Here is a 25,109-nt window from a genome sequence, read left to right as displayed (position 1 = left end):
CCGCACCACACCTCCCCGCTAGGAGAACCCGCCGTGAAGATCCGATCCCGCACCTACGCCTGCCTCGGCGCCGTCGCTGCCCTCACCGCCGCGCTCAGCGCCTGCGGCACCCCGGAGTCCGGACAGGGCGCCGACGGCGCCCCGGTGGTCGGCGTCGACTACCCCCGGTCCGACACCGACTTCTGGAACTCCTACATCAAGTACAGCCCCGAGTTCGCGACGGAGTACGGCCTCGACCTCAAGACCACCAACTCGCAGAACGACGTCGCCAAGCTGACCGCCAACGCCCAGACGTTCATCAGCCAGGGCGTCAAGGGTGTCGCGATGGCCCCGCAGGACACCGCGGCCATCGCGCCCACGCTGGAGCAGCTGGCGGCGAAGAAGATCCCGGTGGTCACCGTGGACACGCGACCCGACAGCGGCAACGTCTACATGGTGGTCCGAGCCGACAACCGGGCCTACGGCGAGAAGGCCTGCCGGTTCCTCGGCGTCAAGCTGGGCGGCAAGGGCAAGGTCGTGATGCTGCAAGGCGACCTCGCCTCGATCAACGGCCGCGACCGCACCGAGGCGTTCAACGAGTGCATGAAGGCCAACTACCCCGGCATCACGGTGTTCGGGGAGGCCACCAACTGGGACGGCGCGGTCGCGGCGCAGAAGCTCCAGACCGACCTCACCGCCAACCCGGACATCAAGGGCGTCTACATGCAGTCCAGCTTCGCGCTCGCCGGGACGCTCCAGGTGCTCAAGCAGAAGGACCTGCTGGTCCCGCCGAGCGACCCCAAGCACGTGTTCGTGGTCTCCAACGACGGAATCCCCGAGGAACTCCGGAACATCGCCGGGGGCCAGATCGACGCCACCGTCTCCCAGCCGGCCGACCTCTACGCCAAGTACGCCCTGTACTACCTCAAGGCCGCGATCGACGGCAAGACGTTCACAACGGGCAAGACCGACCACGACAGCACCATCATCCAGGTCCGCGACGGTGTGCTCGAGGACCAGCTCTCCGCTCCCCTCGTGACCTCGGACGGCGGCACGTACGACGGCGTCCCCAGCCTCAAGCACGACGACCAGTCCTTGTGGGGCAACGAACTCAGCTGACCGGAAGGCGACAGACGAGATGGCCACGGCTGCGCCCGTCGTCGAGGCGACGGGAATTACGAAGCGGTTCGGGTCCACAGTGGCCCTGCACGAAGCCGCCATCAGGATCGAACCCGGACAGACCCACGCACTGGTAGGGCGCAACGGAGCGGGCAAGTCGACCCTGGTGTCCATCCTCACCGGACTCCAGGCACCGGACGAGGGCGCGGTGACGTTCGGCGGCGAGCCCGCCCCGCGGCTCGCCGACCGCGACGCCTGGCGGCAGCGGGTGGCGTGCGTCTACCAGAAGTCCACGATCATCCCCGAGCTGACCGTCGCCGAGAACCTCTTCCTCAACCGGCACGACCACGGCCGCGGCGGGCTGATCAGCTGGAAGACCGTGCACGACAGGGCACGGGAACTGCTGGACACCTGGTCGGTCGACGTGGACGTGCGCACCCCCGCTAAGGAGCTGGACGTCGAACGGCGGCAGTTCGTGGAAATCGCCAGGGCGCTGTCGTTCGGAGCGCGGTTCATCATCCTGGACGAGCCCACCGCCCAACTGGACGCGGCCGCCATCAACCGGCTGTTCGCCCGGATCAACGACCTCCAGCGGCAGGGCGTCACCTTCTTGTTCATCAGCCACCACATCCAGGAGATCTACGAGATCTGCGACACGGTGACGGTGTTCCGCGACGCCCGGCACATCCTGACCGCCGCAGTCGACGAGCTGCCTCGGGCGGAGCTGGTCGCGGCCATGACCGGCGAGGCCGCGGCGGAGGCCGGCGGTGAGCGCCGCGGCCCGTCGGCGGACGCCGCGGACGTGCTCAGGGTGGACGGCGCGTCCCTGCCCGGCGCGTACGACGACGTGTCGTTCCGCGTCCGCTCCGGCGAGATCGTCGGTCTCGCCGGAGCGGCGAGCAGCGGCCGCATCGAGATCGCGGAAACCGTCGTCGGGTTGCGGACGGCTGCCGATGGCACCGTGGAGATCGCGGGTTCCCGGCCCCGGCCGGGCAGTGTGCCCGCCGCGCTGAAGGCGGGCGCGGGCTTCGTGCCGCAGGACCGGCACCACCAGGGCCTCGTGCCGGACATGTCCATCGCGGACAACGGGACCTTGACCATCCCGGAACGGCTCGGCCCCACGGGGTTCATCGACGGCCGCCGCCGGGACGACTTCGCCCGGTCCATGATCGGGAAACTGGCGATCAAGACACCGGGACCGGAGCTGCCGGTCTCCGGCCTCTCCGGCGGCAACCAGCAGAAGGTCGTCATGGCACGCGCCCTGGCCAACGACCCGAAGCTGCTGGTGCTGATCAACCCGACCGCGGGCGTCGACGTGCGGTCGAAGGAATTCCTCCTCGGCAAGGTCGAGGAGATCGCCGAGTCCGGCACCGGCGTGCTCATCGCCTCCGACGAACTCGACGACCTGCGCCTGTGCGACCGGGTCCTGGTGGTGTTCCAGGGCCGTGTCGTCACCGAGATCCCCCGAGGCTGGCACGACCACCAGCTCGTAGCCGCGATGGAAGGAGTGGACCTCGATGCCTGAGACCACGACCGCGGTCACCGCGGACGGCTCGACGGGGGATCCCGCCGGGAAGCGCCCGTCCACCAGGCCCGCCGGTGGACGGCGGATCGCCTTCGCCCGGCTGCGCGACCTGGCGCTCATCCCCGCGATCATCGTGATAGCCGTCGTCGGCCAACTGGTCAGCCCGGTGTTCATGCAAGCCGACAACCTGATCAACATCCTGCAGACCATGTCGGAGATCGCCGTCCTGGTCCTGGCCCAGACACTGGTGCTGATCGTCAAGAAGATGGACCTCTCCCTGGAGTCCACCGTCGGCCTCGCACCCGGAGTCGCCGCGTGGCTCACGGTGCCCGTCGGCGCCGGCCACGGACTGGGCCTGCTGCCGGGCGGCTGGTCGGTGCCCGTCACGCTGGCGGTCGGTGTGCTGATCGGCGTCGTCAACGCGCTGTTCATCATCCGGTTCGGGCTCAACGGCTTCATCGTGACGCTCGGCATGCTGATCGTGCTGCGCGGCATCCTCACCGGCATCTCCGGTGGCCAGACGTTCTTCCGGCTCCCGGAGTCGATGCTCTACCTCGGCACCACGCAGTGGTTCGGCGTGCCCGTGTCGGTGTGGCTGTGCCTGGTCCTGTTCGCCGCCGGCATCGTGGTGCTCGGCTTCACCAGCTTCGGTCGTTCCCTCTACGCGATCGGCGGCAACGTCGACGCGTCGAAGGCGGCCGGCATCCGCACCGACCGGGTGCTCTGGATCGTCATCGTGACCGCGAGCCTGCTGGCCGCCCTCAGCGGCCTGCTGCTGTCCGGCCGGTTGGCCTCGGTCGCCTCGGCCCAGGGCAACGGCTACATCTTCACCGTGTTCGCCGCGGCCGTCATCGGCGGCATCAGCCTCAACGGCGGCAAGGGCACCATGTTCGGCGCCTTCACCGGCATCCTGCTGCTGTTCATGATCCAGAACGTGCTCACCCTCGGCGGCGTCCCCGCGCAGTGGATCGGCGCCCTCAACGGCACGATCATCCTCATCGCCCTCGCACTGTCCCGCGTCACCGGGGGCAAGGCACAGGAATAGGTGTCCACCACAACCGGACGGCACTTCCGTGTGCAACGGCTGGGAGGAGCTAAAAATGTCGGCGACAAGTTTAGCCGCCAGCTCCCGGCGTGGAGGTCTTGTGATCGGGAACGATCCCGTGCCACGCTGAGTCGGGGATCAACACCGGGCACCGGATTCGTCGAGCCGGGGTCGGAACCCTTGGAGCCACAAGTACCAACGACTGTCCAATGTGGAGCAATCGGTGACAGCCGCCCGGCTCCACGCGATCAACCATCCGGTCCGCCGCGGTGCCCAGTGGGGGCATCGAGCGGAAGAATGGAGTGACCATGGCGCGAGTGCTGATCCTGACCGCCGACGCCGCCGAGGAACTCGACTCGATGTACCCGGTCTTCCGCCTGCGCGAGGGCGGCCACGAGGCGATCGTGACGGCCCCCACGACGCGTGCGGTGAAGCTCGTGGTCCACGACTTCGAGCCCGGCTGGGACGCCTACACCGAGAAACCCGGCCACCTGCTGCCGGTGGACCTGGCGTTCGGCGAGGTGGACCCCGCGGACTACGACGCGCTGGTGATCCCGGACGGCCGGGCGCCGGAGTACATCCGAACCGACCCGGACGTGGCCCGCGTCGTCGGGCACTTCTTCGACAGCGGGCTCCCGGTCGGCACGATCTGCCACGGTCCGCAGGTGCCGGCCGCGCTGGGGCTGCTGCGCGGTCGCACCACGGCCGCGTACCCGCCCTGAAGTTCGACATGGAACTGGCCGGCGCCACGTTCGTGGACGAGCCTGACGTCGTGGACGGCGCGATGGTGTCCTGCCGGGGCTGGCCCGACCTGCCCCTGTGGTCCCGCGCGTTCATGCAGGTGCTGGCGAAGGCGGGCGACCGGGCCTGACGGGTCGGTCCCGCGTACGACGCGGACGGGGAGGGGCGCGGGCTGTGCGGCCGGAGCGGTCGGCCATGCCCACCTCGACCGAGGAGCCGTTCCGGGTATCCGGCGACTGCATCGTCCACAGTGGATTTCGCGGTGCCGCGACCGCTCACATGTCCCGGCTCGAAAGGCCTCCCCCTCCCCCGCCTCCCTCCCCGCCTCTCACCGGACAAAGGAGTTTGCGTGATGGACGTTCCCGTGGGCCGAAGGCGCTTCCTCGCCCTGACCGCGTTGACGACCGGAGCCGCTGTCCTCCCCGGCGCCCTGTCGGCCGGACGGGCCGACGCCGCCGTGCCCCCTCAGGTCACCCTGCCCGAGCGCGGCATCTACGACACCGGTCAGGCGACGTCCTGGACCGACGGCTTCCTCACCGGGAACGGCGAGTACGGCGCACTGCTGTACGGCGCGCCCGCACTGGAGAAGGTGATCTTCAACTACCACCGGCTGGTGCTGCCGAACGGCACCCGCTCCGTCACCCCGCCGGTGATCTCCGGACGGCTGGGAGCGGTGCGCGACAAGGCCCTCGCCGGTGACTACGCCGGGGCGAACCGGGACTTCTCGGCCGGGTGGTCGCTGCGCTGGACGCAGACCTACCACCCGGCCTACGAACTCCGGATCTCCACTCCCGGCACGACGACGGTCAACAACTACGCCCGCATCACCGATTTCCGCACCGGCGAGGTCACCTCCACCTGGACCGACAACTACGGCACCTGGACCCGCCGTGCGTTCGTCTCCCGCGCCGACCGGGTGATCGTCCACGAGCTGCTGCCGGCTTCCGGTCGGACCATCGACGTCACGCTCAGCGTCAACACCGCGCTGGACGGGCTGCCCAGCAGCCTGGGCTACACCACCCTGGCCACGGTCAGCGGCGGCTCGGGCTACCTGAACCTGCGCGGCACGTACCCGGCGGGGCAGGGCGCCTTCGGCTACGAGGGCGTCACCCGGGTCGTCCCGACCGGCGGCACCGTCAGCGCGAGCGGGTCGACCATCGTCGTGGCCGGAGCGACCAGGCTGCTGCTGCTCACCAAGCTCGACCGGTACGAATCGTCGACCGCGTGGGACTCCCGGCCGCTGCACGCCCAGCTGGCGGCGCTCGGCGCCGACTACTCGGCGCTGCGCTCCCGGCACACCGCGATCCACACCGAGCTGTACGACCGCTCGCAGCTGGACCTCAAGGTGTCGGACGCCGACCGGCGGCTGTCCACCAGCGAGCTGATCGCCCGCCAGAACGCCGACAAGAACGTCATCGACATCGCCTTGCTGGAGCGCCTCTACGACTCCGGCCGGTACTTCTTCATCAGCTCCAGCGGCATCCTGCCGCCGCGGCTGACCGGCATCTGGACCGGCACGTGGTCCGGCGCGTGGGCCGACGACTTCACCACCGACGCCAACGTCAACCTCCAGGTCGCCGGCGGCAACATCCTCGACACCACCGAGGCCATGCAGGGGTACTTCACCCTGGTCCTCGGCCAACTCGGCCACTGGCGCACCAACGCGCGCAACCTCTACGGAGCCCGCGGCTTCCTCGCCCCGTCCCGCACCGACGGCGAGTACGGGCACATGCTCCACTTCGACGCCGGCTTCCCGGGCCACACCTGGACCGGCGGCGCCGACTGGCTGCTCTACCCGTTGATCGAGTACTACGAGGTCACCGGTGACCACGCGTTCCTGCGGGACAAGCTCGGTCCCGCGCTGATGGAACTCGCGTCGTTCTACGAGGATTTCCTGACCCGGACGGACTCGAACGGCAAGGTCGTCTTCGTGCCGTCGTTCTCGATGGAGAACAGCCCCGGCAACACCGGTGTCTTCCTGTCGGTCAACGCGACCGGCGACGTCATGGCCGGCAAGCACGCCCTCCAGGCCGCGATCTTCGCGGCCAACGCCCTCGGTGTCGAACAAGGTGCGGGCCAGGGCGTCGCACGCTGGACGGCGCTGCTGAACAAGATCCCCGCCTACCGCATCAACAGCGACAACGCGCTCGCCGAGTGGTCCTGGCCGAGCCTGACCGACCGGTACGACCACCGGCACGTCCAGCAGCTCTACGGCGCGTGGCCGCTGCACGAGATCAACCCCGAGGAGAAGCCCGAGCTCATCCGCCCGGCGTTGCGCGCGTTGGAACTGCGAGGCGACCAGAACATCTCCGCCCACGGCAGCCTGCACCGGGCCCTGGCCGGCGCGCGGCTCAAAGACGGCGGCAAGGTCTACGCCAACCTGCGGAAGATCATCGGCAACAACATGGTCTTCAAGTCGCTGATGACCTCGCACAACCCCAACCTGGACATCTACAACGCCGACGCCGCCAACGCGATCCCCGGCGTGCTGGCCGAAGCGCTGGTCTACTCGCGCCCCGGGGTGCTGGAGATCCTCCCGGCACTGCCCGCTCAGCTGGCCAAGGGCACGATCACCGGTGTGCGCGCCCGCGGCCGGATCCGCGTCCACAGCCTCAGCTGGGACCTGCCCGCGCGCACGGCCATGTTGTCGATCACCTCGGACGTCAACCAGGAGGTCACCCTGATCAGCCGGCCGGGGATGGCGTCGGTGACCACTTCGGCGCCGGTGGCCGCGTCGCCCCTGGGCAGCCACGCCCGGAAGGTCACGCTGACCGCCGGGCAACGCACGGACATCACCGTGTCCCTGCCGACCGCGTCCCTGCCGACCGGCTGGTGCCGGCTGGTCAACAGGGCCAGCGGCAAGGCCCTGGACGTCAACGGCGCGAGCGCCGCCGACGGCGGCAAGGTCATCCAGTGGAGCTCGTCGGGCAGCCCCAACCAGCAGTGGCAGTTCCTGCCGAACCCCGACGGCTCGTTCCGCCTCGTCGCCCGGCACAGCGGACGCCTGCTCAACAGCCCGGGCGGGTCGGGGCAGGGCACCCAACTCGACCAGTGGCAGGACACCAACAGCGACCACCAGTGGTGGCGGCTCGTCGACGCGGGTGGCGGCCACCACCGCATCGTCAACGTCCGCAACGGCCTCTGTGTGGACGTGGATGGCGGTTCGACCGCCGACGGCGCCCGCGTCATCCAGTGGCCCGTCAACACCGGGACCAACCAGCAGTGGCAGATCGTCACCGTGTGACCCGGACAGCAGACGCGAAAGCGTTGACACCGAAGGGGAACAAGCCACTGAGATCATCGGGCCACGCCGGTGGCATCGGCCGAGCACGGACCGGTTCGCCTCTCGGAAAGCGGGGGTCGACGGAATTCGACGCTTGGTGGGCCGCGCATCCGCACCAAGCCCCCTATCGGCCCCACATTCACCGGTAACGCCCGTAGTCACCCCAGGAAGGCCGGTCGGGCACCCGCGCAGCGGATTCCGACCGGCCTACCGCTTTGTCACCCGTTGAGCAGCCGCTTGGTTTCCCGGAAGATCCGCTCCGCGTCCTCGCGGTCGCCGCCGGTCGGGGCTGTGGTCCAACTTCTTGGCGGCCTTGTAGACCGAGAATTCCTCGGCCGGGGGGCGCTCGATGATGTCGACGATGGGCAGGATGCCCTTTCCGCCGGCTTGGCGAACAGCTTGCCGAACAGCGTGATGAAGAACCGCACCGACGCGGGGAACTCGCCCGCAAAGCTGGTCCGCACGTAGACCGGGTTGAACAGCACGTACTTGATCTGGCCGAGGCCGTGCTGGGCGGCGAACCCGACGCCGAGCAGCTCGTTGGCGCGACGGGTCTGCGCCCACACCTCGCCGCCCTGGTGCTTGGCGTGAACTGCATGTCGTCCCAGTTCATCGCCTTGGCACCGGCGCCGATGACGGCCAGGTTGACGATGACCGGAGTCGCGCTGTCGCGCATCAGTGGCGCGAGACCAGCTGTCGACCACCGCCGAGGTGTCGAAACGGACCCTCTACGCGCACTTTCCCAGCAAAGAGGAGCTTGTCGAGACGTATCCCGGCCGGACGATCGCCGACGCGGTGCGGCTGCTCCTCACCCGGGCGCTGGGCACGTCCCCGGTCACCATCACCGCCATCGCCCGCCTGCTCAACATGCACCCGCGGGGCACTTCGACGCGATCCTGCCAGTCGACACACCGAACATCCGCATTTGCCGCAAATCGGGCATGATCACGGTGTGACGAGGGGGCTCGGAGCGGGTTGAGTCGAGCACTCCCGAGAGCGCCGCGAACGAGGACGTCAGTGCGCGGCTCGGCGGTGCCCGCGTGCCACGGCCAGGCACAGCGCGGCCAGTACCGCGATCACCGGTGCCCAGCCGTAACGTTCCCACGGGCTTGGCGAAGCCAGGTTCATCAGCATCCCTACCGTGAGCAGCCCGACCAACACCCACGTGCCGACCTTGGCGACTCGCTCCGGCACCCACCGCACGCGGTAGCCGCCTCGCCGCAGCACCACCGCCGCGGCCACCAGCCAGAACACGGTGGCGACCCCGCTGGCTATCCGCAGCGCGGCGGGTAGCTCGGCCGCCGCGCCGCCCCATGCCGCTTGGCCCAACGGGATTCCGGCAGCCAGCAGTGCCTGAAACGCAGACACCGCCACGAAACCTGTGCCGGCAACGGCAGCGGCCCGTCTCAGCCGGTGAGTGAAAGCCATCGTCATGAGGTTCTCCCTGGTCGTGTTCTCGCCGGGTCGTCGAGTTCGGCAAGAGTGGACAGTGCGTCGTGAGCCCATGCCTGTGTGGCACGGGCGGAATGTTCTCCCGCGGAGACGGTGAGCAGCCAGTAGTCACGGTCCTCGCCGTCCTGGCCCTCGATCTCCGCGCGGATCTCCGCGTACCGCTTCAGCGCGTCCTGCGCTTCGGCCAACGCCGCCTGGACCAGCGTCCGGCACGCGGCGGGACCGAGATGCCGGCCGAAGTACAGTCGCAGCAGCAGTCCGTTGCGCGGTGGTGTGGCCTGAATCGGCTGCGCCAGCAACTCTTCCAGGCGCAGGGTCCCCGATGGCGTGATCGCGAACGTGGACGCACCGGCCCGGGCCGCGCCCTGCCGGTGCACAAACCCCTGCCGTTCGAGGTTGGCCAGGGTGGGATAGATCTGACCGTAGCTCTCGCTCCAGAAATGCCCCAACACGTCCCGGATCGCTTCGCGCAGCGCGTAGCCCGTCATCGGCTGGACGCTCAACCCACCCAGCACCGCGACCTCGGTCTGACTCGCTCTCGCCATCCCCACTCCTCTCTGAGAGATATATCTATCAGAGATATGACCGGTCGGCAAGCCACTCGTTTCGACGGAGCAGGCCGCCGCCCGTGGTGGTCGGACACCGTCGACGTGCAGCCCGGCGAGGAGTTCTTGCGAATCCCGGTGATGCCGGGATCCACCGGCTCCGTCTGGCGTGCGGTGGGTGGTCGCGGTACAACCGGAGGCATGTCCGAGCACGCCGGGCGCCGTGATCCGCACCTCGCGGTGAAGCGCGAGGTGCTGGTGCGGTATCTCGATGTGTGGACTCCGGCCGCGCTGCGGTCGCATCGCGGTGCCACGTACGTCGAGTCCGGCGACCCCGACTTCGTGGTGGACGCCTTTCGGGTCTTCGGTGAGTTCGCCGACCGGCTGGACAGACATCACCTGGACGTGGTGATCGTCGGCGCGGCCGTCGATCCGGCGGTGTTGCGCGAGTTGGGTGAGCCGCCGGCCGGCCTGTCGGTGCGATCGGTCGCAGATCCCGAGAACCTCGCGGTGGCCGGGCCGATGCTGGCACACCTGGACGTCGTGGAGGACAGCGCGCTCACCGAGCCGGACGTGTGGCGGCTGGTCGCCTCACTGGCCCGGGGCAAGGCGCACGAGGTGCTGCTCACGGTGCCTGCGGCGGAACAGGCGACGGATCACCGCAGCCGACTGGGCGCGGTGGGGCTCGCGTACGTGGTCACCGTCGAATTGGTCGCCGACGACGGCCGGGCACAGCTGCTGGTGTTCGCCACCGGGGACACCAGGCACCTCGCGACCTTCAAGGACGAACTGTGGGCGGCCGACGAGTTCGCGGGGATCCGCTACCGCGATCCGCGAGATGCCGAACGCACGCTGGTCGACATCTCGCTCACCCCGCACCTCGGGCCGTTGCGCCGGGCGCTGCTGGCGGAGCTGGCACGGCGGGGCAGCTGTACCGTCGCCGACCTGCAGCAACACGCGCTGTTCGAGACGATCTACCGCCCAGCCGACGCCATCGGTGCCCTGACCTCAGCAGCCTCGGCCGGTGCCATCACCCGGGAACCGGAGAAGGGCCGCCTGACTCCGCGCACCACCGTCGGCCACCGCGAAGATCACCGACAACGGTGACCGGGCAGGTCCGCGGCCAATGTGTGGGAAACACGGGCGAGCACCGTGGCCGCCACAAGCGCTGTTCGGTGGAGATTTCTGGCCACGCCCAGCACCCCGACCACACGTTCACCCGAACGCGATAGGCGAACCAACCCGTTCAGGGCATCGCCGGGGTTCTCAGCCGCACTACAGGTCACACGACGTCGTCAGTCCGGGTCGTCGGACGCCCCGACGGCGTCGTCGACGTCGGTCTCGCCCTGAGTGCGCACGTGCCCGTGCTCCGGCGGCGGGGGTTCCGGCGGGTTCTCAGGCTGTTCGCTCATGACCCCAGTCTCGACCAACGACTTCCGGTCCGCGCGACGAACCGCGTGCGCGAGCAGGTGCTCCAGGCCGGGTGTCTCCTCAAACGCACCGGGCACCGACCATGGCCGCAACCCACCCGCGACCCCGGCGAAGCAGTCCGGATCGCACCGCCCTGCCGCGCCGTCTCCGCCAACAAGCACCACAAACGACCCTAAGTCACCGGTATTGAAGCTAAGCGATGTCTCATAACTCGATTGGGTGGTTCGTTAGGGCGCCTGGCTGAGATCACCTGCACGCAAGACCGGTTCGCTTCTGATCACACCCAAGGCGCGATGGGGTACCACGGGATCAGGTCACGGCGGGCGAGCAGCCGCACGTCCCAGTACAGGAAGGTGAAGACGCCCACGGTGATCAGCGCGACGGCGGTCAGCGCGGCCGTGCGCGAGGGCTTCTCGGTCAACCAGCGCTGCAGCCGACCGCCGAGGAACAGCGCCATGACCGCGAACAGCACCGCGAGGATCACGATGTTGCCGATCGACTGCAGGCTGAACGCCACGGCCCCGTACAACGGGTTCCCGCTCTCCGCTGCGTCCCGGAACATCTGCCGGAACAGGGCGAACGGGCGTCCGATGAGGAACGCCCCGATCAGCACGCCCATGACCACCATCGGAGCGTTGGGGAACCGGCGGGCGACACGGGCGAACGGATCGCGGACGAGTCCCAGGGCGGCCAGGCCGATGTAGCACATGGCCAGTCCGATCACCCCGAACACGACCATCGACTGCACGCTTCGCGCAGACAGTTGCCCGGGCGCGTTCGGCGCGGTGGAGAACTGCGGCATCCCGGTCCCGACCAGACCCACCAGTGCGCCGTAGACCACCGACACCGCGAGCATGCCGACCGAGAGCCACAACAACGGCTTCAGCACGCGCTTGACCCGGTCGGCGCCAGTCGCCGACTCCCCCAACATCGGCGCCACGGAACCGAAAGCGGCGATGTTGCAGGCGGTGAACGTCCCGGCGACGCCCGAGACGAACGCGAAGACGATGCCTGCCCAGGCGCCGACGATCGGAGTCTCCTTCGCGTCGTGCCCGAGCAGGGTGTTGGCGACGTTGTCGCCGATCGTCTGGTCGACGAACTCGGCGGACCACACCACCGTGAGCAGGAAGCCGGCGAGGGCGCTCAGCGCGACGATCAGTCCGCGGCGCCGGGGAAAGTGGCCGTTGACGAACGCGGACGTGGCCAGAGGCGTCGCCGACCCGCCGGACGTGCCCAAGGCACTCGTGGTACTCCCCTTGCGCATGGCGATCCCTTCGCTTGCCTGACGGTTCCGGACCTCTTGTACGCCAACGATCCGGCCCACCTGCGGCAGGAGATCGACCACGCGTCCTTCACAGGATGCGCGAGGGGATCACGCGGTACTTCTCCGGGCGTGCGCTTCGATCACGACCGTTCCACGGCGTGGAACCGCTGGTCGCGGACACGGCGTTCTCGGAGAAGACACCGGGAAGGGGTCGGTTCAGGCTGGACCGGAACCGACGTCCGCGGAGGAGGTCGACGCGATCGGGGATGTGGTCGGATGCTGGTGAGCGTGACCGGTGGAACCGGATTCGTCGGTTCCCGCTCCATCGCGGCTTTCTCGGCCGCGGGACACCGGGTCCGCGGCCTCGCCAGGAACACGTCGGCCGTGGACGTAGTCCTGCGACCACCGGGTGTGGACCTCGACGCCGGGAGACGACACCGGTCCGCGGCGGGTCACCACGTGGCGCCCTTCGGGTACCTCCGGACGCTCCGGGCGGTGACCGGACGTCGGCTGCCCGCAGTCCTGCTGTCCGCCACGGCGATGCCGCCGGTCGGCGCGCTCGCCTTGCCGGCCCAGCGGGTGTGGCCGTGGCACATCCCGGCCGAGTACGGCGCGACCTGCACCTGCGTCTGCGACACCCGCGTTGCGGAGCACACGGGCCGGCTCGGTCCCCTCCCTCGCCCGATGGCCGAGACCATGTCCGACACCATGCGCCGGCTACACCGCGCAGGGCGGCTGACGAGGCGGCAAGCGGGTTCCCTCGGCGACGCGCACCTCCTGGGAGACTCGGATGACTGACCTGTCGGATGTCAGGACCTGGCGGCCGAACACCTCGAACGACGGGGAGTCGCTCGACTTCGTGCCCGAGCCGGTGCCGCGACGCCCTCACCCCCCTGCGGCGCCGAAGAGGTCCGTCCCGCAGACGATGGCGTCGGTTCGGGAACGGCTGGGCGAGTTGCGGGAGCGCGTGCTCGCCGGAGACCCCGCCGGGGTCGAACGGCAGCACGCGCTCGGCAAGAACACCGCGCGCGAGCGGCTGGACATGCTGCTGGACGAGGACTCCTTCGTCGAGATCGACCTGTACCGGCAGCACCAGGCCAGGGGCATGAAGATCTCGGAGAACCGGCCGTACTCCGACGGCGTCGTGGCGGGCTCCGGCACGATCCACGGCCGTCGGGTCTTCGTCTACTCGCAGGACTTCTCGGTCTTCGGCGGCTCCCTCGGCACGGCGCACGCGTCGAAGATCCACAAGGTGATGGACATGGCGATCGCGACGGGGTGCCCGATCATCGGGCTCAACGACAGCGGCGGCGCTCGGATCCAGGAGGGCGTCATGGCGCTCGACGGCTACGGGGGGATCTTCCGGCGCAACGTCGAGGCGTCGGGGGTCGTGCCGCAGATCAGCGTCGTGATCGGCCCGTGCGCGGGCGGGGCGGCGTACTCCCCCGCGCTCACCGATTTCACGTTCATGGTGCGCGACACGGCCAAGATGTACCTGACCGGTCCGGACGTGGTCGAAGCGGTCAACGGCGAGAGGGTGACGCACGACGAGCTCGGTGGCGCCGAGGTCCACGGCAGCCGTTCGGGGGTGGCGACGTTCGTCCGCGACGACGAGGAGTCCTGCTTGGAGGACGTGCGCTTCCTCGTCTCCTTGCTGCCGAGCAACAACCTGGACGGACCGCCGGGGAGCGAGCCCGTTGGCGCGACGACCGACGTGCGGCCCAAGCTGGCCGAGATCGTACCCACCGAGCCGAACAAGCCCTACGACATGCGCGCGGTCGTCGGCGAGCTCGTCGACGACGAGGAATTCCTCGAAGTGCACGAGAACTGGGCGCGCAACATCATCTGCGCGCTTGCCAGGATCGACGGCCAGGTGGTCGGCGTGGTCGGCAACCAGCCGATGGCTTTCGCGGGCGTGCTGGACTCCGCGGCGGCGCAGAAGGCCGCCCGCTTCGTGCGGTTCTGCGACGCGTTCAGCATTCCGCTCGTGACCCTGGTCGACGTTCCCGGGTTCCTGCCGGGCAGCGAGCAGGAGCACGGCGGCGCGATTCGACACGGGGCGAAACTGCTCTACGCGTACTGCGAGGCGACTGTGCCGCGCATCCAGGTGATCATCCGCAAGGCCTACGGCGGCGCCTACATCGTGATGGACTCGCGTTCCATCGGGACCGACCTCTCCCTGGCCTGGCCCACCAACGAGATCGCGGTCATGGGTGCGGAGGGCGCGGTGAACGTCCTGTTCCGCAGGGAACTGGCCGCCGCGGCGGCCCCGGCCGCACTGCGGGCCGAACTCATCGCCGAGTACACCGAACAACTCATGCACCCTCGCTACGCCGCGGAACGCGGACTGGTCGACGACGTGATCGACCCCGTCCAGACCAGGGCCGCCGTCGCCCGCGGGCTGCGGATGATGGCAACGAAGCGGCGGGCGTCGCCCTCGCGCAAGCACGGCAACGTACCGCTGTAGCCGACCGGGGGCCGATGCCATGAGCCCCGGTCACGACCTGTACCGCCACGTCCGGCTCACCATCGGCGAACTGCCGGCGGACCACGAGAGCGACGTGGCGGCCAGGATGGCGCCCGCGTGTCCTGAGTTGGTCGGTTCGAGACCTGGTCGCGCAACTGGCGCACATCCGGGCGGAGGTCGCGGCCCGGCTGGGCGGAACCTCGCGGTTCACGGGTTCGCCCCTCGGATGGCGTGGGCGTGAGCGAGCTGCCCGCGTTCAGATGGGAACCGTTCTCCCCGCCGACGCTCCCGGACTGGTCTCCGTCGGGGCACCGGGGGCTTCGCCGCCGGCCAGGCCGCCGAGCTCCCTCTCGACGCGCTGTCCCGACGACCGCACGGATCTCGCCGCCGCGTCCGGCGCGTCGCCCGCGCCGACCATCAGCGCGACGAGCTGCGACTCGAACAGGCGCGGGCCGTCATGGGCCGCGGTGAAGTAGTCGCCGAGTTCGAGCGTGACCAGACCGTGCGTGGCGATCCACATCTGGTGGGCGACCAGTTCGGCGTCGGCGGTGCCGAACCGGCCGGCGTCGACGCACCTGGCCGCGCAGGCGACGACGTTCGACAGCGTGTACCGACCGTGTTGGCGGCCGTCCTCCGTGATGGAGAACCCCGCGAGCGACGCGCCGCCGAACATCACCCCGTACAGGTGGGAGTTCTCCAGCGCGTTGATCCGGTACGCCCGACCGAGCAGCGCCATGTCCGACACCGGGTCGGTGGTCTCCCGGACCGCGGTCAGGTAGCGCTGGAGCCGGAAGAAGCCCTCGTGCACCATCTCCCGCACGAGTCCGGACATCCCGCCGAAGTGTGGGTGTAGACCGCCATCGTCGAACTCCCGGCGTCGGCGGCGATCCGCCTCGTCGACAGCGCTTGTGGCCCTTCAGCGGCCAACAGTCGAGCGGCGATGTCGATGAGTGCGGTGCGTGCTCTCGGATCCGAACGGCGTGGGCTCACCTCGACAAGGTTACATAACACCGTTACATTATCCATAATACCGTTGTGCTTTCGCGGTTCAGCACCGGCCGGAGGCACCATCGTGTCGACCAGGACCAGGGAACCCACACCGGTCACATCACTCGCGTCCACCGCGATCGGCCGGCCGACGTCCGCTGACGAACTACCCGTCAAGGGGAACCTGCCCACCGACCTCCGAGGCTGCTTGTGAATGAGTCGCCACGGATTGACACGATCAAGGTCGGCCTCTAGCCCGAGGCAAGCGCTTTCCTGTACGTGCTTCCTCTGGTCGCCCCCGCCGCGTGGCAGACGCTCGTCGACATGGCGAAGGCCAAGCCCGGCCAGAAAGTGCTCGTCCACGCCGCTGCCGGCGGCCTGGGCTCGACGGTGGTCCAGCTCGCCAAGCACCTGGGTGCCTACGTCGCAACGACGGCGCACACCAAAGATGCGGACTCGGCGCCGACGAGGTCATCGACTTCACCACGACCGACTTCGCCGACGTGCTCTCCGGCTACGACTTCGTACTCGACTCCCTCGGCGGCACCAACCTCGAGAAGTCGCTGACCGTCCTCAAGCCCCGGCGGCCTGGCCATCAGCGTAGTCGGCCCGCCCGACGCCGCGTTCGCCCAGCAGATGGGCAAGCCGATCCTGCGGCCGGTCATGGCGATGTTGAGCAGCAAGGTCCGCAGGAAGGCGAAAAGCTCGGGGTGCGCTACTCCTTCTTCTTCATGCGGGCCAACGGCGCGCAGCTCCGCAAGCTGAGCGAGATCTTCCCGCAAGAGCAGGTCACGATCGTCAGCGGCGACGGTTCCGCGTTCTCCTCCTTGCCCTTCGACCACCTCGTCTTCACCGGAAGCACCGCGGTCGGACGAGCGGTGATGAAGGCGGCGAGCGAGAACCTCTTCGCCGACGTGGCCTGGAATTGAGTTCAGAGAAGCAGCGACTGATGGACCAGCCCAACCAGTGCAGCGCCAGGTCATGGAGCACCGACAACGGTATGGTTTCCGCCGTGATCGAACCGTCCGCCTTGCACGGCACCAGAGCTGCCTACGACGCCGTTGCGTCCCTCTACGCCGAGCTTTTCAGCAATGTGCTTGAGCCCTTACCGGTGGAACGTGCGCTGCTGGCCGCGTTCGCCGAAATCGTGCAGGCCCACGACGCCGGGCCGGTTGCCGACATCGGATGCGGCCCCGGCCACGTGACGGCACATTTGCACGGGCTCGGGCTGACCACCTTCGGCATCGACCTGTCCTCCGCGATGGTCGCCCTGGCCCGTCGAGCGCATCCGGACCTGCGGTTCGAGGAGGGGTCGATGACCGCTCTGGACCTCGCCGACGGAGTTCTCGGCGGCATTCTGGCTTCCTACTCCATCATCCACACACAACCGCGGCAACTGCCGGTCGTGTTCACCGAGTTCCGGAGAGTGCTGGCGCCGGGCGGCCACCTGCTGCTCGGATTCTTCGCTGGTGACGATCCGCTGCCGCAGGAATTCGACCACAAGGTCACGCTCGCCTATCGCTGGTCGCCCGGCAGTCTCGCGGAACTGTTGCGCCAGGCCGGGTTCGTCGAGGTCGCCCGCTTGCTGCGCGAGCCTCACGAGGGCGAGCGGTTCCAACAGGCCCACCTGCTGGTTCGCAAGGCACAGGAGCACTGAGCGCCCCGCTGGGCCGTCATCGGAGACGGTCCTCTCAAGCTTCGACGAGGCTGGTGATGGTCCTCATGGCGGTACTGATCGCCGTGCCCGGCCAGCACTATGCCGCGCCCACGGGTCGACGAACCCCGGATCCTCGCGCTCGGGATCAACGCCGAGGACGCGACGGCCGCCCGGACCAGCTCGGCGAACCGGGTTTCGCCGTCGGCTGTTACAACGACGACGTGGCGACCGCCCTGCTTCACGCGGCATCGCTGCGGCAATGGCGGGTGCCGCACGACCTGGCACTGATCGGCATGGACCGCACCCCCTTGTCCCGCCTCACCACCCCACCGCTCACGACGATGGAGTACGACACCTCCCCGGTCACCGCGGAAAACGTCCAAGCAATCCTCCGCCACCTGGACAAATCGGACGTCGAGGAACCCGCACCGAGGTGCACTTCCAGCTGATCGCGGGCGGAACCACCTGAACAGACCGAACCCACGAAGACCGACTACCGGATCAACGGGGAGAAGTGGTTCATGACCCTGGGGGACATCGCCGACTACTTCGTCCTGTTGGCGATCGTCCAGCCACACGGCGCTCCGACCATGTTCCTGGTGGACAAGGATCTGCCCGGGCATCCAGTTCATCGACGTCGCCGTCAGCCGCACCCTGTTGCGGGGTTCGGTGGGGGGTTTCCCCGAGGCCGACCGGAGGCGGGTTCCCTACAGTGACGGACATGGCTTCCGTGCGTTCCCTTCGCGAACTGCTCGCCGACCTGGTCGGCGACGCCGGCGCGCGTTCCGGCGGGCCAAAGGCTTACCTCGCCGAGCACGGCCACCCCGATCTGCCGGCGGAGCTGGTGGCGGAGGCAGTGGTCAGCTTCGCGGACACGGCACCACCGGAGGTGGCCGAGCAGTTGGCACCGTTCGTGACCGCGCACACCTCGGGTCAGGGGGACGGCGCAGGCTGGTTCGACCTGCTCACCTCGGCATTGGCGGGGCTCCCCGAAGACCCCGACACGCTGGACGGCGCCCCTGCGCCGAGGACCGGGGACGACGCCGGTCTGGACGCCGGGCCGAGCCTGGACTTCGGCGCGGGCGCCGCCGACGCGATCGACCTCACCGCGGCGCTGGACGAGGAGCCGGCGGTGGACGCGGCGCCCACCGGCTGGCCGGACGCCGACGAACAGGTCCTGCCCGACCCCGCCGACTCCGCCGTGGCCGCCGTGGCCGACCAGGACGTCGTCGCGGACGACGAGCCGGACGACGAGCCGAACGACGAGCCGAACGAGGATTCCGTGGACTGACCCGGCGCGGGGCCGGTCGACGGTCCGCGCGGGTGGTTCCGACATCGGGCAGCGATCAGGCACCACGCACAGGACGGCCCGGCCGCACGTCATGTGCGGCCGGGCCGTTCTGGGTTCAGGGCGTGGTGTCCCCAGCCGGAGCGATCTCCCCTCTTTCCTCCTCCGGCGCGGAGGTCGGCCCGGGAGTCGGCCCGGGGGTCGGCCCAGGAGACGGCCCAGGGCTCGGCTTGGTAGTGGTGGTGGTCGTCGTCTTCTTGGTGGGCTGTGGGTTTGGCTGCGGGTTGGGTTGGGGGTTGGGCTGTGGGTTGGGCTGCGGGTTGTCCTGCGCCGGCGGATCCGTGGTAACCACAGTGGACTCCGTGCGGGTGATCGGCACGCAGTTGCCGGTCACGAAGGTGTCGCTCGTGTCGGGGACCAGGTGGTGCTTGGCGTCCGCGATGCGCGCGCACACCTTGGGGGCGTCGCCGATCGCCGTGACGAAGCGCTCATCGGTGACGTCGAGCACCGCGGGGCGGTGGTCCTCGACGTACCAGTTGCCCCGCTCGGCTTCCGGCGCCTGCATGCCCATCACGTCGGCGGGCGGGTTGGTGCCGTCACCACCGTAGACGTGCAGGTGGTAGTCGCCGTCGATGTTCATCGGGGAACCGTCCCCGCGGTAGTCGATGGTGATCTTGCCGTCGGCGATGATCGCGGAGGTGAGGCACACCCACCGCGGGTTGCTCATGATCGCCTCGGTGCACTGCTCGTCGACCGGCAGCGACGAGGCGGAGCTGCTCGACGCCGCCGAACCGGCCGAGCCCGGGTTCTTGTCGTCCCCACGGAGCGCGGCGAGCCCGATCCCCACACCGGCCAACAACAGGAGCACCACGCCCCCGGCTGCCAGCACGGGCGCGCGCCGGCGCCGGCCCGCCGACCGCGGCAGTGGTGGCGGCCCGACCTTCTCCCCCGGCCGCGAGGCCCCGGCAACCCCACCCCGAGACTCCAAGGGCGCGGTGATCCCGGCCTGGGACCGGTCGCCCGGAAGCTCACGCCCGGCGCTCGTCGCGGCACTGGACCCAGCCGGGCCGCCGTGGCCGGCCCGGGCGACGTCAGGGCCACCGGCCTGCCCGCCACCCGGTCCGCCGGCCCTCGCCGCGGCACTCCCGCCGGGGATACCCGGTTCGGCAGGCGCACCGCCGGCTCCGTTGCCCGTCCCGGCCGGTCCGGCGGCCAAACCGACCGCGTCCGAACCGGCGCCGAGCCCGGCCCCACCGCCGGCTCCGCCACCTTGCCCAGCGGCCGCACCGCCGAGCCGGCCGGCCGGTCCGGCCGCACCGCCGGCTCCGCCACTCATCCCGCCCGGTCCGGCTGCCGCGCCACCGCCTGCCCCACCTCCGGCACCCAGCGCAGCCGCGCCCAGCCCAGCCGCGCCCAGGCCGGCCGCCGCGGCGGTACCGCGCTCAACCGGCCCGGCACCACGTCCGTCGGCCCGGCCGGCCGGCGCCCCGAATCCCCCACCGGCCAGCCGCGCCGCACCGAGCGCGACCGCGTGCTTCGGATGCGTGTCCACCGCGACCGGCCGCCCCAGTTCGGCGCTGACCAGTTGTCCCACGATCGGCATCCGCGACGACCCACCCACCAGCAGCACCGAGTGCAACTGCTCCGGCGTCAACCCGGCCGACAGGACGGCCCGCCGCAGCGCCTCGATGGACCCGTGCAGGGCGGGACGCACCATGGCCTCCAACTCGCCCCGGGTCAGCCGGACCTCCGTGGTCACCGACGGGAGCAGCACCGGAATGGCCGTGTCGGTGTCGGCGGACAGGGCCTCCTTCGCCTGTACGCACTCCTCCCGCAGCCGCGCCACCGCCGTGAGCGCCGCGGGGTCGTCCTCGTCCAGATCGTCCAATTTGGACCCCAACGTCGTGCGCACGTGGTTGAACACCGCGGCGTCGAAGTCGATCCCGCCGAGCCGCTCGATCCCCTCGGGGTGGCCGAGGATCGTGAACCCACCGGTGGTCCGCCGCAGCACGGCCGCGTCGAACGTCCCGCCGCCGAGGTCGTACACCGCCACCACGGCACCCACGCCGAGCCGCTGCTCCTGCGCGTAGTTCACCGCCGCCGCCTCGGGCTCCGTCACGAACGACACCGACGGCAGGTCGGCCATCCGCACCGCCTGCCGCAGCAGGTCGATCTTGTACGGCCCCCAGTTCGCGGGGTGCGACACGCACACCGACGATGGCGGCGCGCCCTCCCGGGTGCCCACTTCGGACACCACCGCGCGCAGCAGCTGGGAGGTCAGCGCTTCCGCCGAGTACGGGGTGCCGCCGAGCATGATCGGCGTGGTGTCACCGATGCGGCGCTTGAACTCGCGCGCCACCCGGTTCGGTTCGGTGAGGCCGCGCCGGTTGGCCGCCTCACCGGTCAGGAACGTCTCGTCCTCGCGCAGCAGCACGACTGACGGGATCGCGGCCGCGCGCGCGCCCAGCGAGATGATCTGCGCCCGGCCCTCGCGCCACGTCGCCGCGGCGGTGTAGGTGGTGCCGAGGTCAATGCCGAGTGCGTACATCGCGGTGCTCCGTAAGGTCGGCCAACATGCCTTCGCACGACCGGACGGCCACCTGGGCGGCGACCGCCAGCTCGTAGCTGGTGAGTGGGTTCTCCGCGCGGCGCTGCCAACGGGACAGCGCGTCCGCCGCGGCGGTGGTGAGCTCGCCGCGGTCGGCGTCCGGGGGCAGCCGCAGCCTCTGGTGGGTCGCGCCGCCCGCGCCGCCGATCAACCGCTCCAGCTCCGCGACCACCTCGGCCTTGCCGGACACCCATCCGGCCCGCAGCCCGGACAGCACGCGCAGCTCGTTGAACGGGTGGGCCGAGGACACGACCGCCTCGACCTCGCCGGCCAGTGCCTCGCTGCCCGGCCCGGCGAAGTCGCGGACCACGTCCGCGACAGCCAGCAGCGCCGAGCGGCACTTCAGCACGTCCCGGCGTTCGAAGAACAACGACGACAGCAGGTCCTGCAACTGGTTGAGGCCGCTGCGCTCGGCCAGTTCGCGCGCGAGGTCGGTGGCCGTGCCGGCGACCTTGCGGCGCAGCACGGTGCTCGCCAGCCGCACGCCGAACACGCCGAACCGGGCCAGCAGCGACGCCCGCTCCGGCTCGGTCAAGCCCAGCTCGGGCCGGGTCCCCACGAACCGGTCGGCCGACAGCAGCAGTTCCTCGGCGTCGCGGGGCGGCAGGTCGGCGATCCGGCGCAACTGGCCGACCTCCTCCTCGGTCAGCGTCACCGCCGTCTCGGCGAGCAGCCCGGCCACCGGGACGACGGACTGCACCAGCCGCCGCACGTCGGGGTCCTCGCCGAGCCGGGTCGCCACCCGGCGGGCGGACGCCATCGAGTCCAGCCGGCCGACGGCGATCTCGTCGGCCCGCGACAGCACACCGATCGCGTTCACCGGGCTCGGCTGGGACACCTCCGAGTCGTGGAACGCGCGGAGGAACTCGACATCGCCGACGTGCAGGTGGCGCATCAGGTACAGCACCGCGTCGGCCGGGGTCTCCTCCTCGTCCGGTACCAGCAGGTCCCAGGTCCGTCGCGCCGCCGACTCCGACAGCGACCCGATCCCCGGCGTGTCCACCAGCGTGACCGAACGCAGCGCCTGCGCAGGCCACGTGACCCGGAGCTCGTCGACGTCCTCGGCGCGCAGCCCGTCGAGGTTGATGTTGAGCTGGCCGTCCTCCCGGTCGAACCGCAGCTGTCGCTCCTCCCTGCCGACCCTGGCCCGTACCCGGTAGGTGTGCCCGTCCTGGTACCAGGTGACGATGCGGGTGCACTCGCCGGCGTCCGTCGGCGCGAGTCGCTCCCCCACCAGCGCGTTGAGCAGGGTGGACTTGCCGGCCTTGACCCGACCGGCCACAGCCACCCGCAGCGGCTGGTCCAGCCGGTCGCGGGTGGCGGCGAGCCGGGTGCCGTGCGGCGTGTACCGGTAGACCTCGATCGCGTGGTCGAGCACCGATCTGGTCCGGTCGATGAGCCTCGCGGGACTCATGAGCCGGCCACCGCCTCGGCCCGTTGCCGGAGCTGGGAGATCCTGGCCAGCTCGGCGTCCACGTTCTTGAGCCGCTTCTCCCGGTCGGCCTTGGTGCGCTGGGCGGCCTCGCCCGCCGCGGTGAGCGCACGCGCGTTGGAGCGGTTCAGCTCCTCGGCGAGCGCGGTGTAGTGGTCCCGCAGCTCGCGCTGCACGCGGCGCAGGGTGTCGCGGGAGTCCTTGCCCGCGACGAAGGTGATCTTGTCACCGTACCGGCGCACCGCGTTCCTGGCCTCGGTGCGGCGCTTCTGGACCTGCCGCTTCTTCTCCTCGCGCAGCCCGCGGTGTCCGAGCACCAGGCCGATGCCGAGGCCGATCGGGCCCAGGGCGACCCCCACCATGCTGCCGACCAGGGTGAACATCATCGCGCCGCCGTAGGCGCTCTTCAGTGCCACCACGGCCTGCTTGACCGCACGCATCTTCTTCAGGTCCAGGTCCTCGCCGACCTCGGCGGCGGCGAGCGGCGTCGGGTCGTGCACGGTCGGCTGGGTGAGCAGCGCTCCGGTGGCCTCCCGGAAGTGCTCGCCGACCTTTTCGGACAGCTCGGTGGCCCGCTCGCGCAGCAGTTCGTAGTTGGACAGCAGCGCCTCGGCGGTCCTGGCCTGCAGCCAGGGGCCGAGCTCGGCCCAGGTGTCCGCGGGGTCACCGGCCTCGATGGCCTGGTCGGCCTCCGCGGTGACCTCCTTGATCCGGGTCCTGAGGTCGAAGTCGATGTCGGAGGTGAGGTCGCCGATCCCGTCGCTGAGCGTCTGGCTCCACTTGGCGGCGGCCGTCGTCAGCCGCTCGACGTGCGACTTGGCCGCGGTCAGCTCGTCGACCACGCGTTGCGCGGCGGCCGGGTCGGCCAGCGCGGCCCGCTCGGCGGTGAACGAGGTCTCCAGGTGGTCGCACAGCGCGACGACCTCGGCGGCGGCCTCGGTGGCGAGGCGCTGCTCGGCCGAGCCGCCGACCTGCTCGCGAACCAGCGTGATCAGGTCGGGGAAGCCGGACTCCGCGTTCAGCTCGGCGTCGCTGTTCTTGACCGCGCGGGCACGCAGGGCGGAGGAGACCGTCAGCAGCGGGATGTCGCCCTCGGCGGCCAGGTGCGCCGCGTCGAGATCGCGGATGCGGCGCCAGGCCGGGTAGAAGTCGGTCTTGGTGAGCACGCACGCGACCGTCGGGCACATCGTGCGGGCGCGGCGCAGGAACTCCATCTCGCTGCGCGTCAGCTCCTGGGCGGCGCTGGTCACGAACAGCACGGCATCGGCGAGGGAGATCGCGGCCAGGCTCGCCGCGGCGTGCGCGGAGCCGAGCCCACCGATGCCCGGGGTGTCGACCAGGACCAGCCCGGTGGCGAGCAGCGCCCGCGGGATGCGGATCTCGACCCCGCCGACCCTCGGCTCGCCGTCGCCGATCGGGGTCTCCACGACGTGCCGCCGCACGTCGGCCAGCTCGATCGCCTCCCGCTGGTCGCCCGTCCCGTTGTCACCACGCCACAGCTCGGCCCTGGGCTGCTCGCCGTGCCGGACGAAGGTCGGCACCGCCGTGGCCGCGTCATCGTCGACCGGGCAGACCTGCGCCCCGACCAGCGCGTTGACCAGGGAGCTCTTGCCCTGCTTGAACTCGCCGGCGACGACGACGTGGATGACCGGGTCGGCGAGCCGGCGTTTGGTCTCGGTGAGCCGGGCTGCGAGGTCCGGCCGGTCGAAGGCCGCGCACGCACGCAGCCCCACGTTGACGACGTCCACCGCGCGGGCCGCAGCGGGGGCGGTTCCTGCCTTGGTCATGATCGCTCCTGTGTGGACAGTGCGGGCGGGGAGGCATGCGGCGGGCGGGCCGATCGGTCCAGACCGATCGGCCCGCCCCGCTACTCGCGACTACTGGGTGCCGATGGGGGTGTCGCTGCCGCCGCTGACAGTCGTGCCGTTGTCCTCCAAGGTGGTGCTGTGGTCGACGGTGTCCACGTAGGCGGGGCTGTAGTCGGTCATGTCGGTCACCACGACGTCGTGGGGGTCCTCCACGACGGGGGTGTAGTAGTCGGTGTTGGTGCTGTTGTCCTCGAAGGTCGTGTCGTTGTCCTCGAACGTGGTGTCGTTGTCCTCGAAGTTGCTACCGCTGGCGTTGCTGCCGCCGACCGCGATCGCCGAGCCGTCGCCCTGGGTGTTGCCCGAGACGTTGGTGGTGTCCCCCGAGCCGAACCCGCCGACCGCCGAGTTGTCACCGCTGTTCTGCGTGGTCTTGTTGCCGTCGCCGACCACCGCGTTCTCGACGTCGCCGCCGGCGTTG

23 protein-coding genes and 2 pseudogenes are annotated in these 25,109 nt (G+C 70.2%); 15 read left to right on the top strand and 10 right to left on the bottom strand.

The features are described from left to right. The first annotated feature begins 39 nt into the window (after window positions 1–39). The 6 genes from ALI22I_RS06125 to ALI22I_RS06105 all read left to right on the top strand — a co-directional run bounded on the left by ALI22I_RS06125 (window position 40) and on the right by ALI22I_RS06105 (window position 7,653). Window positions 40–1,098, top strand: a complete 1,059-nt coding sequence (locus ALI22I_RS06125; protein ID WP_077004591.1) for a sugar ABC transporter substrate-binding protein — start codon at window positions 40–42, stop codon at window positions 1,096–1,098. Window positions 1,099–1,117: 19 nt separating this feature from the next. After that, window positions 1,118–2,623, top strand: a complete 1,506-nt coding sequence (locus ALI22I_RS06120; RefSeq protein ID WP_077004539.1) for a sugar ABC transporter ATP-binding protein — start codon at window positions 1,118–1,120, stop codon at window positions 2,621–2,623. Continuing rightward, on the top strand, window positions 2,616–3,668 hold the full coding sequence (locus ALI22I_RS06115; protein WP_077004538.1) for an ABC transporter permease: 1,053 nt from the start codon (window positions 2,616–2,618) through the stop codon (window positions 3,666–3,668). The genes ALI22I_RS06120 and ALI22I_RS06115 overlap by 8 nt, the downstream gene beginning before the upstream one ends. A gap of 308 nt (window positions 3,669–3,976) precedes the next feature. After that, entirely contained in the window at window positions 3,977–4,390 is a 414-nt protein-coding gene (locus ALI22I_RS06110; RefSeq protein WP_202970749.1) for a DJ-1/PfpI family protein, read from the top strand. Between the two features lie 8 nt (window positions 4,391–4,398). Further along, window positions 4,399–4,539, top strand: coding sequence for a hypothetical protein (locus ALI22I_RS52110; RefSeq protein WP_202970739.1), 141 nt, complete (start codon window positions 4,399–4,401; stop codon window positions 4,537–4,539). A 222-nt stretch (window positions 4,540–4,761) separates the two neighbouring features. Then, entirely contained in the window at window positions 4,762–7,653 is a 2,892-nt protein-coding gene (locus ALI22I_RS06105; RefSeq protein ID WP_077004537.1) for a glycosyl hydrolase family 95 catalytic domain-containing protein, read from the top strand. Between the two features lie 257 nt (window positions 7,654–7,910). Here ALI22I_RS06105 and ALI22I_RS06100 read toward each other — a convergent pair whose 3' ends face one another. Beyond that, complete coding sequence (locus tag ALI22I_RS06100) at window positions 7,911–8,258, bottom strand: hypothetical protein (RefSeq protein ID WP_077004536.1); 348 nt, start codon at window positions 8,256–8,258, stop codon at window positions 7,911–7,913. 112 nt (window positions 8,259–8,370) lie between these two features. Between ALI22I_RS06100 and ALI22I_RS06095 the strand changes: the two genes are divergently transcribed. Beyond that, window positions 8,371–8,637: a TetR family transcriptional regulator gene (locus tag ALI22I_RS06095; RefSeq protein WP_077004535.1), complete on the top strand. Its 267-nt coding sequence runs from the start codon at window positions 8,371–8,373 to the stop codon at window positions 8,635–8,637. A 69-nt stretch (window positions 8,638–8,706) separates the two neighbouring features. Here the strand turns inward: ALI22I_RS06095 and ALI22I_RS47415 are convergent, their stop codons facing one another. Both ALI22I_RS47415 and ALI22I_RS06085 read right to left on the bottom strand, forming a co-directional pair. After that, the gene (locus ALI22I_RS47415) at window positions 8,707–9,060 is read right to left on the bottom strand and encodes a hypothetical protein (protein ID WP_143531999.1); all 354 of its coding nucleotides are present in this window, start codon (window positions 9,058–9,060) and stop codon (window positions 8,707–8,709) included. Window positions 9,061–9,122: 62 nt separating this feature from the next. After that, window positions 9,123–9,689, bottom strand: coding sequence for a PadR family transcriptional regulator (locus tag ALI22I_RS06085; protein WP_077004534.1), 567 nt, complete (start codon window positions 9,687–9,689; stop codon window positions 9,123–9,125). Between the two features lie 201 nt (window positions 9,690–9,890). Between ALI22I_RS06085 and ALI22I_RS06080 the strand changes: the two genes are divergently transcribed. After that, the gene (locus ALI22I_RS06080; RefSeq protein ID WP_077004589.1) at window positions 9,891–10,796 is read left to right on the top strand and encodes a hypothetical protein; all 906 of its coding nucleotides are present in this window, start codon (window positions 9,891–9,893) and stop codon (window positions 10,794–10,796) included. Window positions 10,797–11,397: 601 nt separating this feature from the next. On the opposite strand, the gene ALI22I_RS06070 is transcribed toward ALI22I_RS06080, so the two are convergent. After that, a complete protein-coding gene (locus tag ALI22I_RS06070) occupies window positions 11,398–12,384 on the bottom strand; it encodes a hypothetical protein (RefSeq protein ID WP_077004588.1) in 987 nt (328 codons plus the stop codon). 288 nt (window positions 12,385–12,672) lie between these two features. Between ALI22I_RS06070 and ALI22I_RS06065 the strand changes: the two genes are divergently transcribed. Together ALI22I_RS06065 and ALI22I_RS06060 are read left to right on the top strand one after the other, a co-directional pair. Then, window positions 12,673–13,182 (top strand): NAD-dependent epimerase/dehydratase family protein, encoded by a 510-nt coding sequence (locus ALI22I_RS06065; RefSeq protein WP_143531998.1) that lies wholly within the window; start codon window positions 12,673–12,675, stop codon window positions 13,180–13,182. A 127-nt stretch (window positions 13,183–13,309) separates the two neighbouring features. Continuing rightward, on the top strand, window positions 13,310–14,851 hold the full coding sequence (locus tag ALI22I_RS06060; protein ID WP_077004531.1) for an acyl-CoA carboxylase subunit beta: 1,542 nt from the start codon (window positions 13,310–13,312) through the stop codon (window positions 14,849–14,851). A 256-nt stretch (window positions 14,852–15,107) separates the two neighbouring features. On the opposite strand, the gene ALI22I_RS06055 is transcribed toward ALI22I_RS06060, so the two are convergent. Then, window positions 15,108–15,683: a TetR-like C-terminal domain-containing protein gene (locus tag ALI22I_RS06055; protein WP_238598144.1), complete on the bottom strand. Its 576-nt coding sequence runs from the start codon at window positions 15,681–15,683 to the stop codon at window positions 15,108–15,110. Then, on the bottom strand, window positions 15,623–15,877 hold the full coding sequence (locus tag ALI22I_RS53170; protein ID WP_238598152.1) for a TetR/AcrR family transcriptional regulator: 255 nt from the start codon (window positions 15,875–15,877) through the stop codon (window positions 15,623–15,625). The genes ALI22I_RS06055 and ALI22I_RS53170 overlap by 61 nt, the downstream gene beginning before the upstream one ends. A 266-nt stretch (window positions 15,878–16,143) precedes the next feature. Here ALI22I_RS53170 and ALI22I_RS06045 point away from each other — a divergent pair, with 266 nt between their 5' ends. The 5 genes and pseudogenes from ALI22I_RS06045 to ALI22I_RS06025 all read left to right on the top strand — a co-directional run bounded on the left by ALI22I_RS06045 (window position 16,144) and on the right by ALI22I_RS06025 (window position 18,786). Beyond that, entirely contained in the window at window positions 16,144–16,767 is a 624-nt protein-coding gene (locus tag ALI22I_RS06045; RefSeq protein WP_077004528.1) for a zinc-binding dehydrogenase, read from the top strand. Between the two features lie 71 nt (window positions 16,768–16,838). Continuing rightward, on the top strand, window positions 16,839–17,495 hold the full coding sequence (locus ALI22I_RS06040) for a class I SAM-dependent methyltransferase (RefSeq protein WP_077004587.1): 657 nt from the start codon (window positions 16,839–16,841) through the stop codon (window positions 17,493–17,495). Between the two features lie 65 nt (window positions 17,496–17,560). After that, the gene (locus tag ALI22I_RS06035) at window positions 17,561–17,944 is read left to right on the top strand and encodes a substrate-binding domain-containing protein (protein WP_179118117.1); all 384 of its coding nucleotides are present in this window, start codon (window positions 17,561–17,563) and stop codon (window positions 17,942–17,944) included. A 48-nt stretch (window positions 17,945–17,992) separates the two neighbouring features. Continuing rightward, window positions 17,993–18,211, top strand: a pseudogene (locus ALI22I_RS53165) (acyl-CoA dehydrogenase family protein); the annotation flags it as partial. Window positions 18,212–18,216: 5 nt separating this feature from the next. Further along, window positions 18,217–18,786 (top strand): hypothetical protein, encoded by a 570-nt coding sequence (locus ALI22I_RS06025; protein ID WP_143531997.1) that lies wholly within the window; start codon window positions 18,217–18,219, stop codon window positions 18,784–18,786. Window positions 18,787–18,901: 115 nt separating this feature from the next. Here ALI22I_RS06025 and ALI22I_RS54490 read toward each other — a convergent pair whose 3' ends face one another. The 4 genes and pseudogenes from ALI22I_RS54490 to ALI22I_RS50465 form a co-directional block, all read right to left on the bottom strand. Then, the gene (locus ALI22I_RS54490) at window positions 18,902–21,331 is read right to left on the bottom strand and encodes an Hsp70 family protein (protein ID WP_083751467.1); all 2,430 of its coding nucleotides are present in this window, start codon (window positions 21,329–21,331) and stop codon (window positions 18,902–18,904) included. Beyond that, the gene (locus ALI22I_RS06015) at window positions 21,312–22,805 is read right to left on the bottom strand and encodes a dynamin family protein (RefSeq protein WP_077004525.1); all 1,494 of its coding nucleotides are present in this window, start codon (window positions 22,803–22,805) and stop codon (window positions 21,312–21,314) included. The genes ALI22I_RS54490 and ALI22I_RS06015 overlap by 20 nt, the downstream gene beginning before the upstream one ends. Beyond that, a complete protein-coding gene (locus ALI22I_RS06010) occupies window positions 22,802–24,610 on the bottom strand; it encodes a dynamin family protein (protein ID WP_077004524.1) in 1,809 nt (602 codons plus the stop codon). The genes ALI22I_RS06015 and ALI22I_RS06010 overlap by 4 nt, the downstream gene beginning before the upstream one ends. A gap of 90 nt (window positions 24,611–24,700) precedes the next feature. Beyond that, window positions 24,701–25,109 (bottom strand): annotated as a pseudogene (locus ALI22I_RS50465) (hypothetical protein); the annotation flags it as partial.

Source organism: Saccharothrix sp. ALI-22-I, from assembly GCF_001984175.1.
In the GTDB taxonomy this organism is placed as follows: domain Bacteria; phylum Actinomycetota; class Actinomycetes; order Mycobacteriales; family Pseudonocardiaceae; genus Actinosynnema.
Note: the sequence above shows the minus strand (reverse complement) of the source record. Positions and strands in the feature narration are given on the sequence as shown.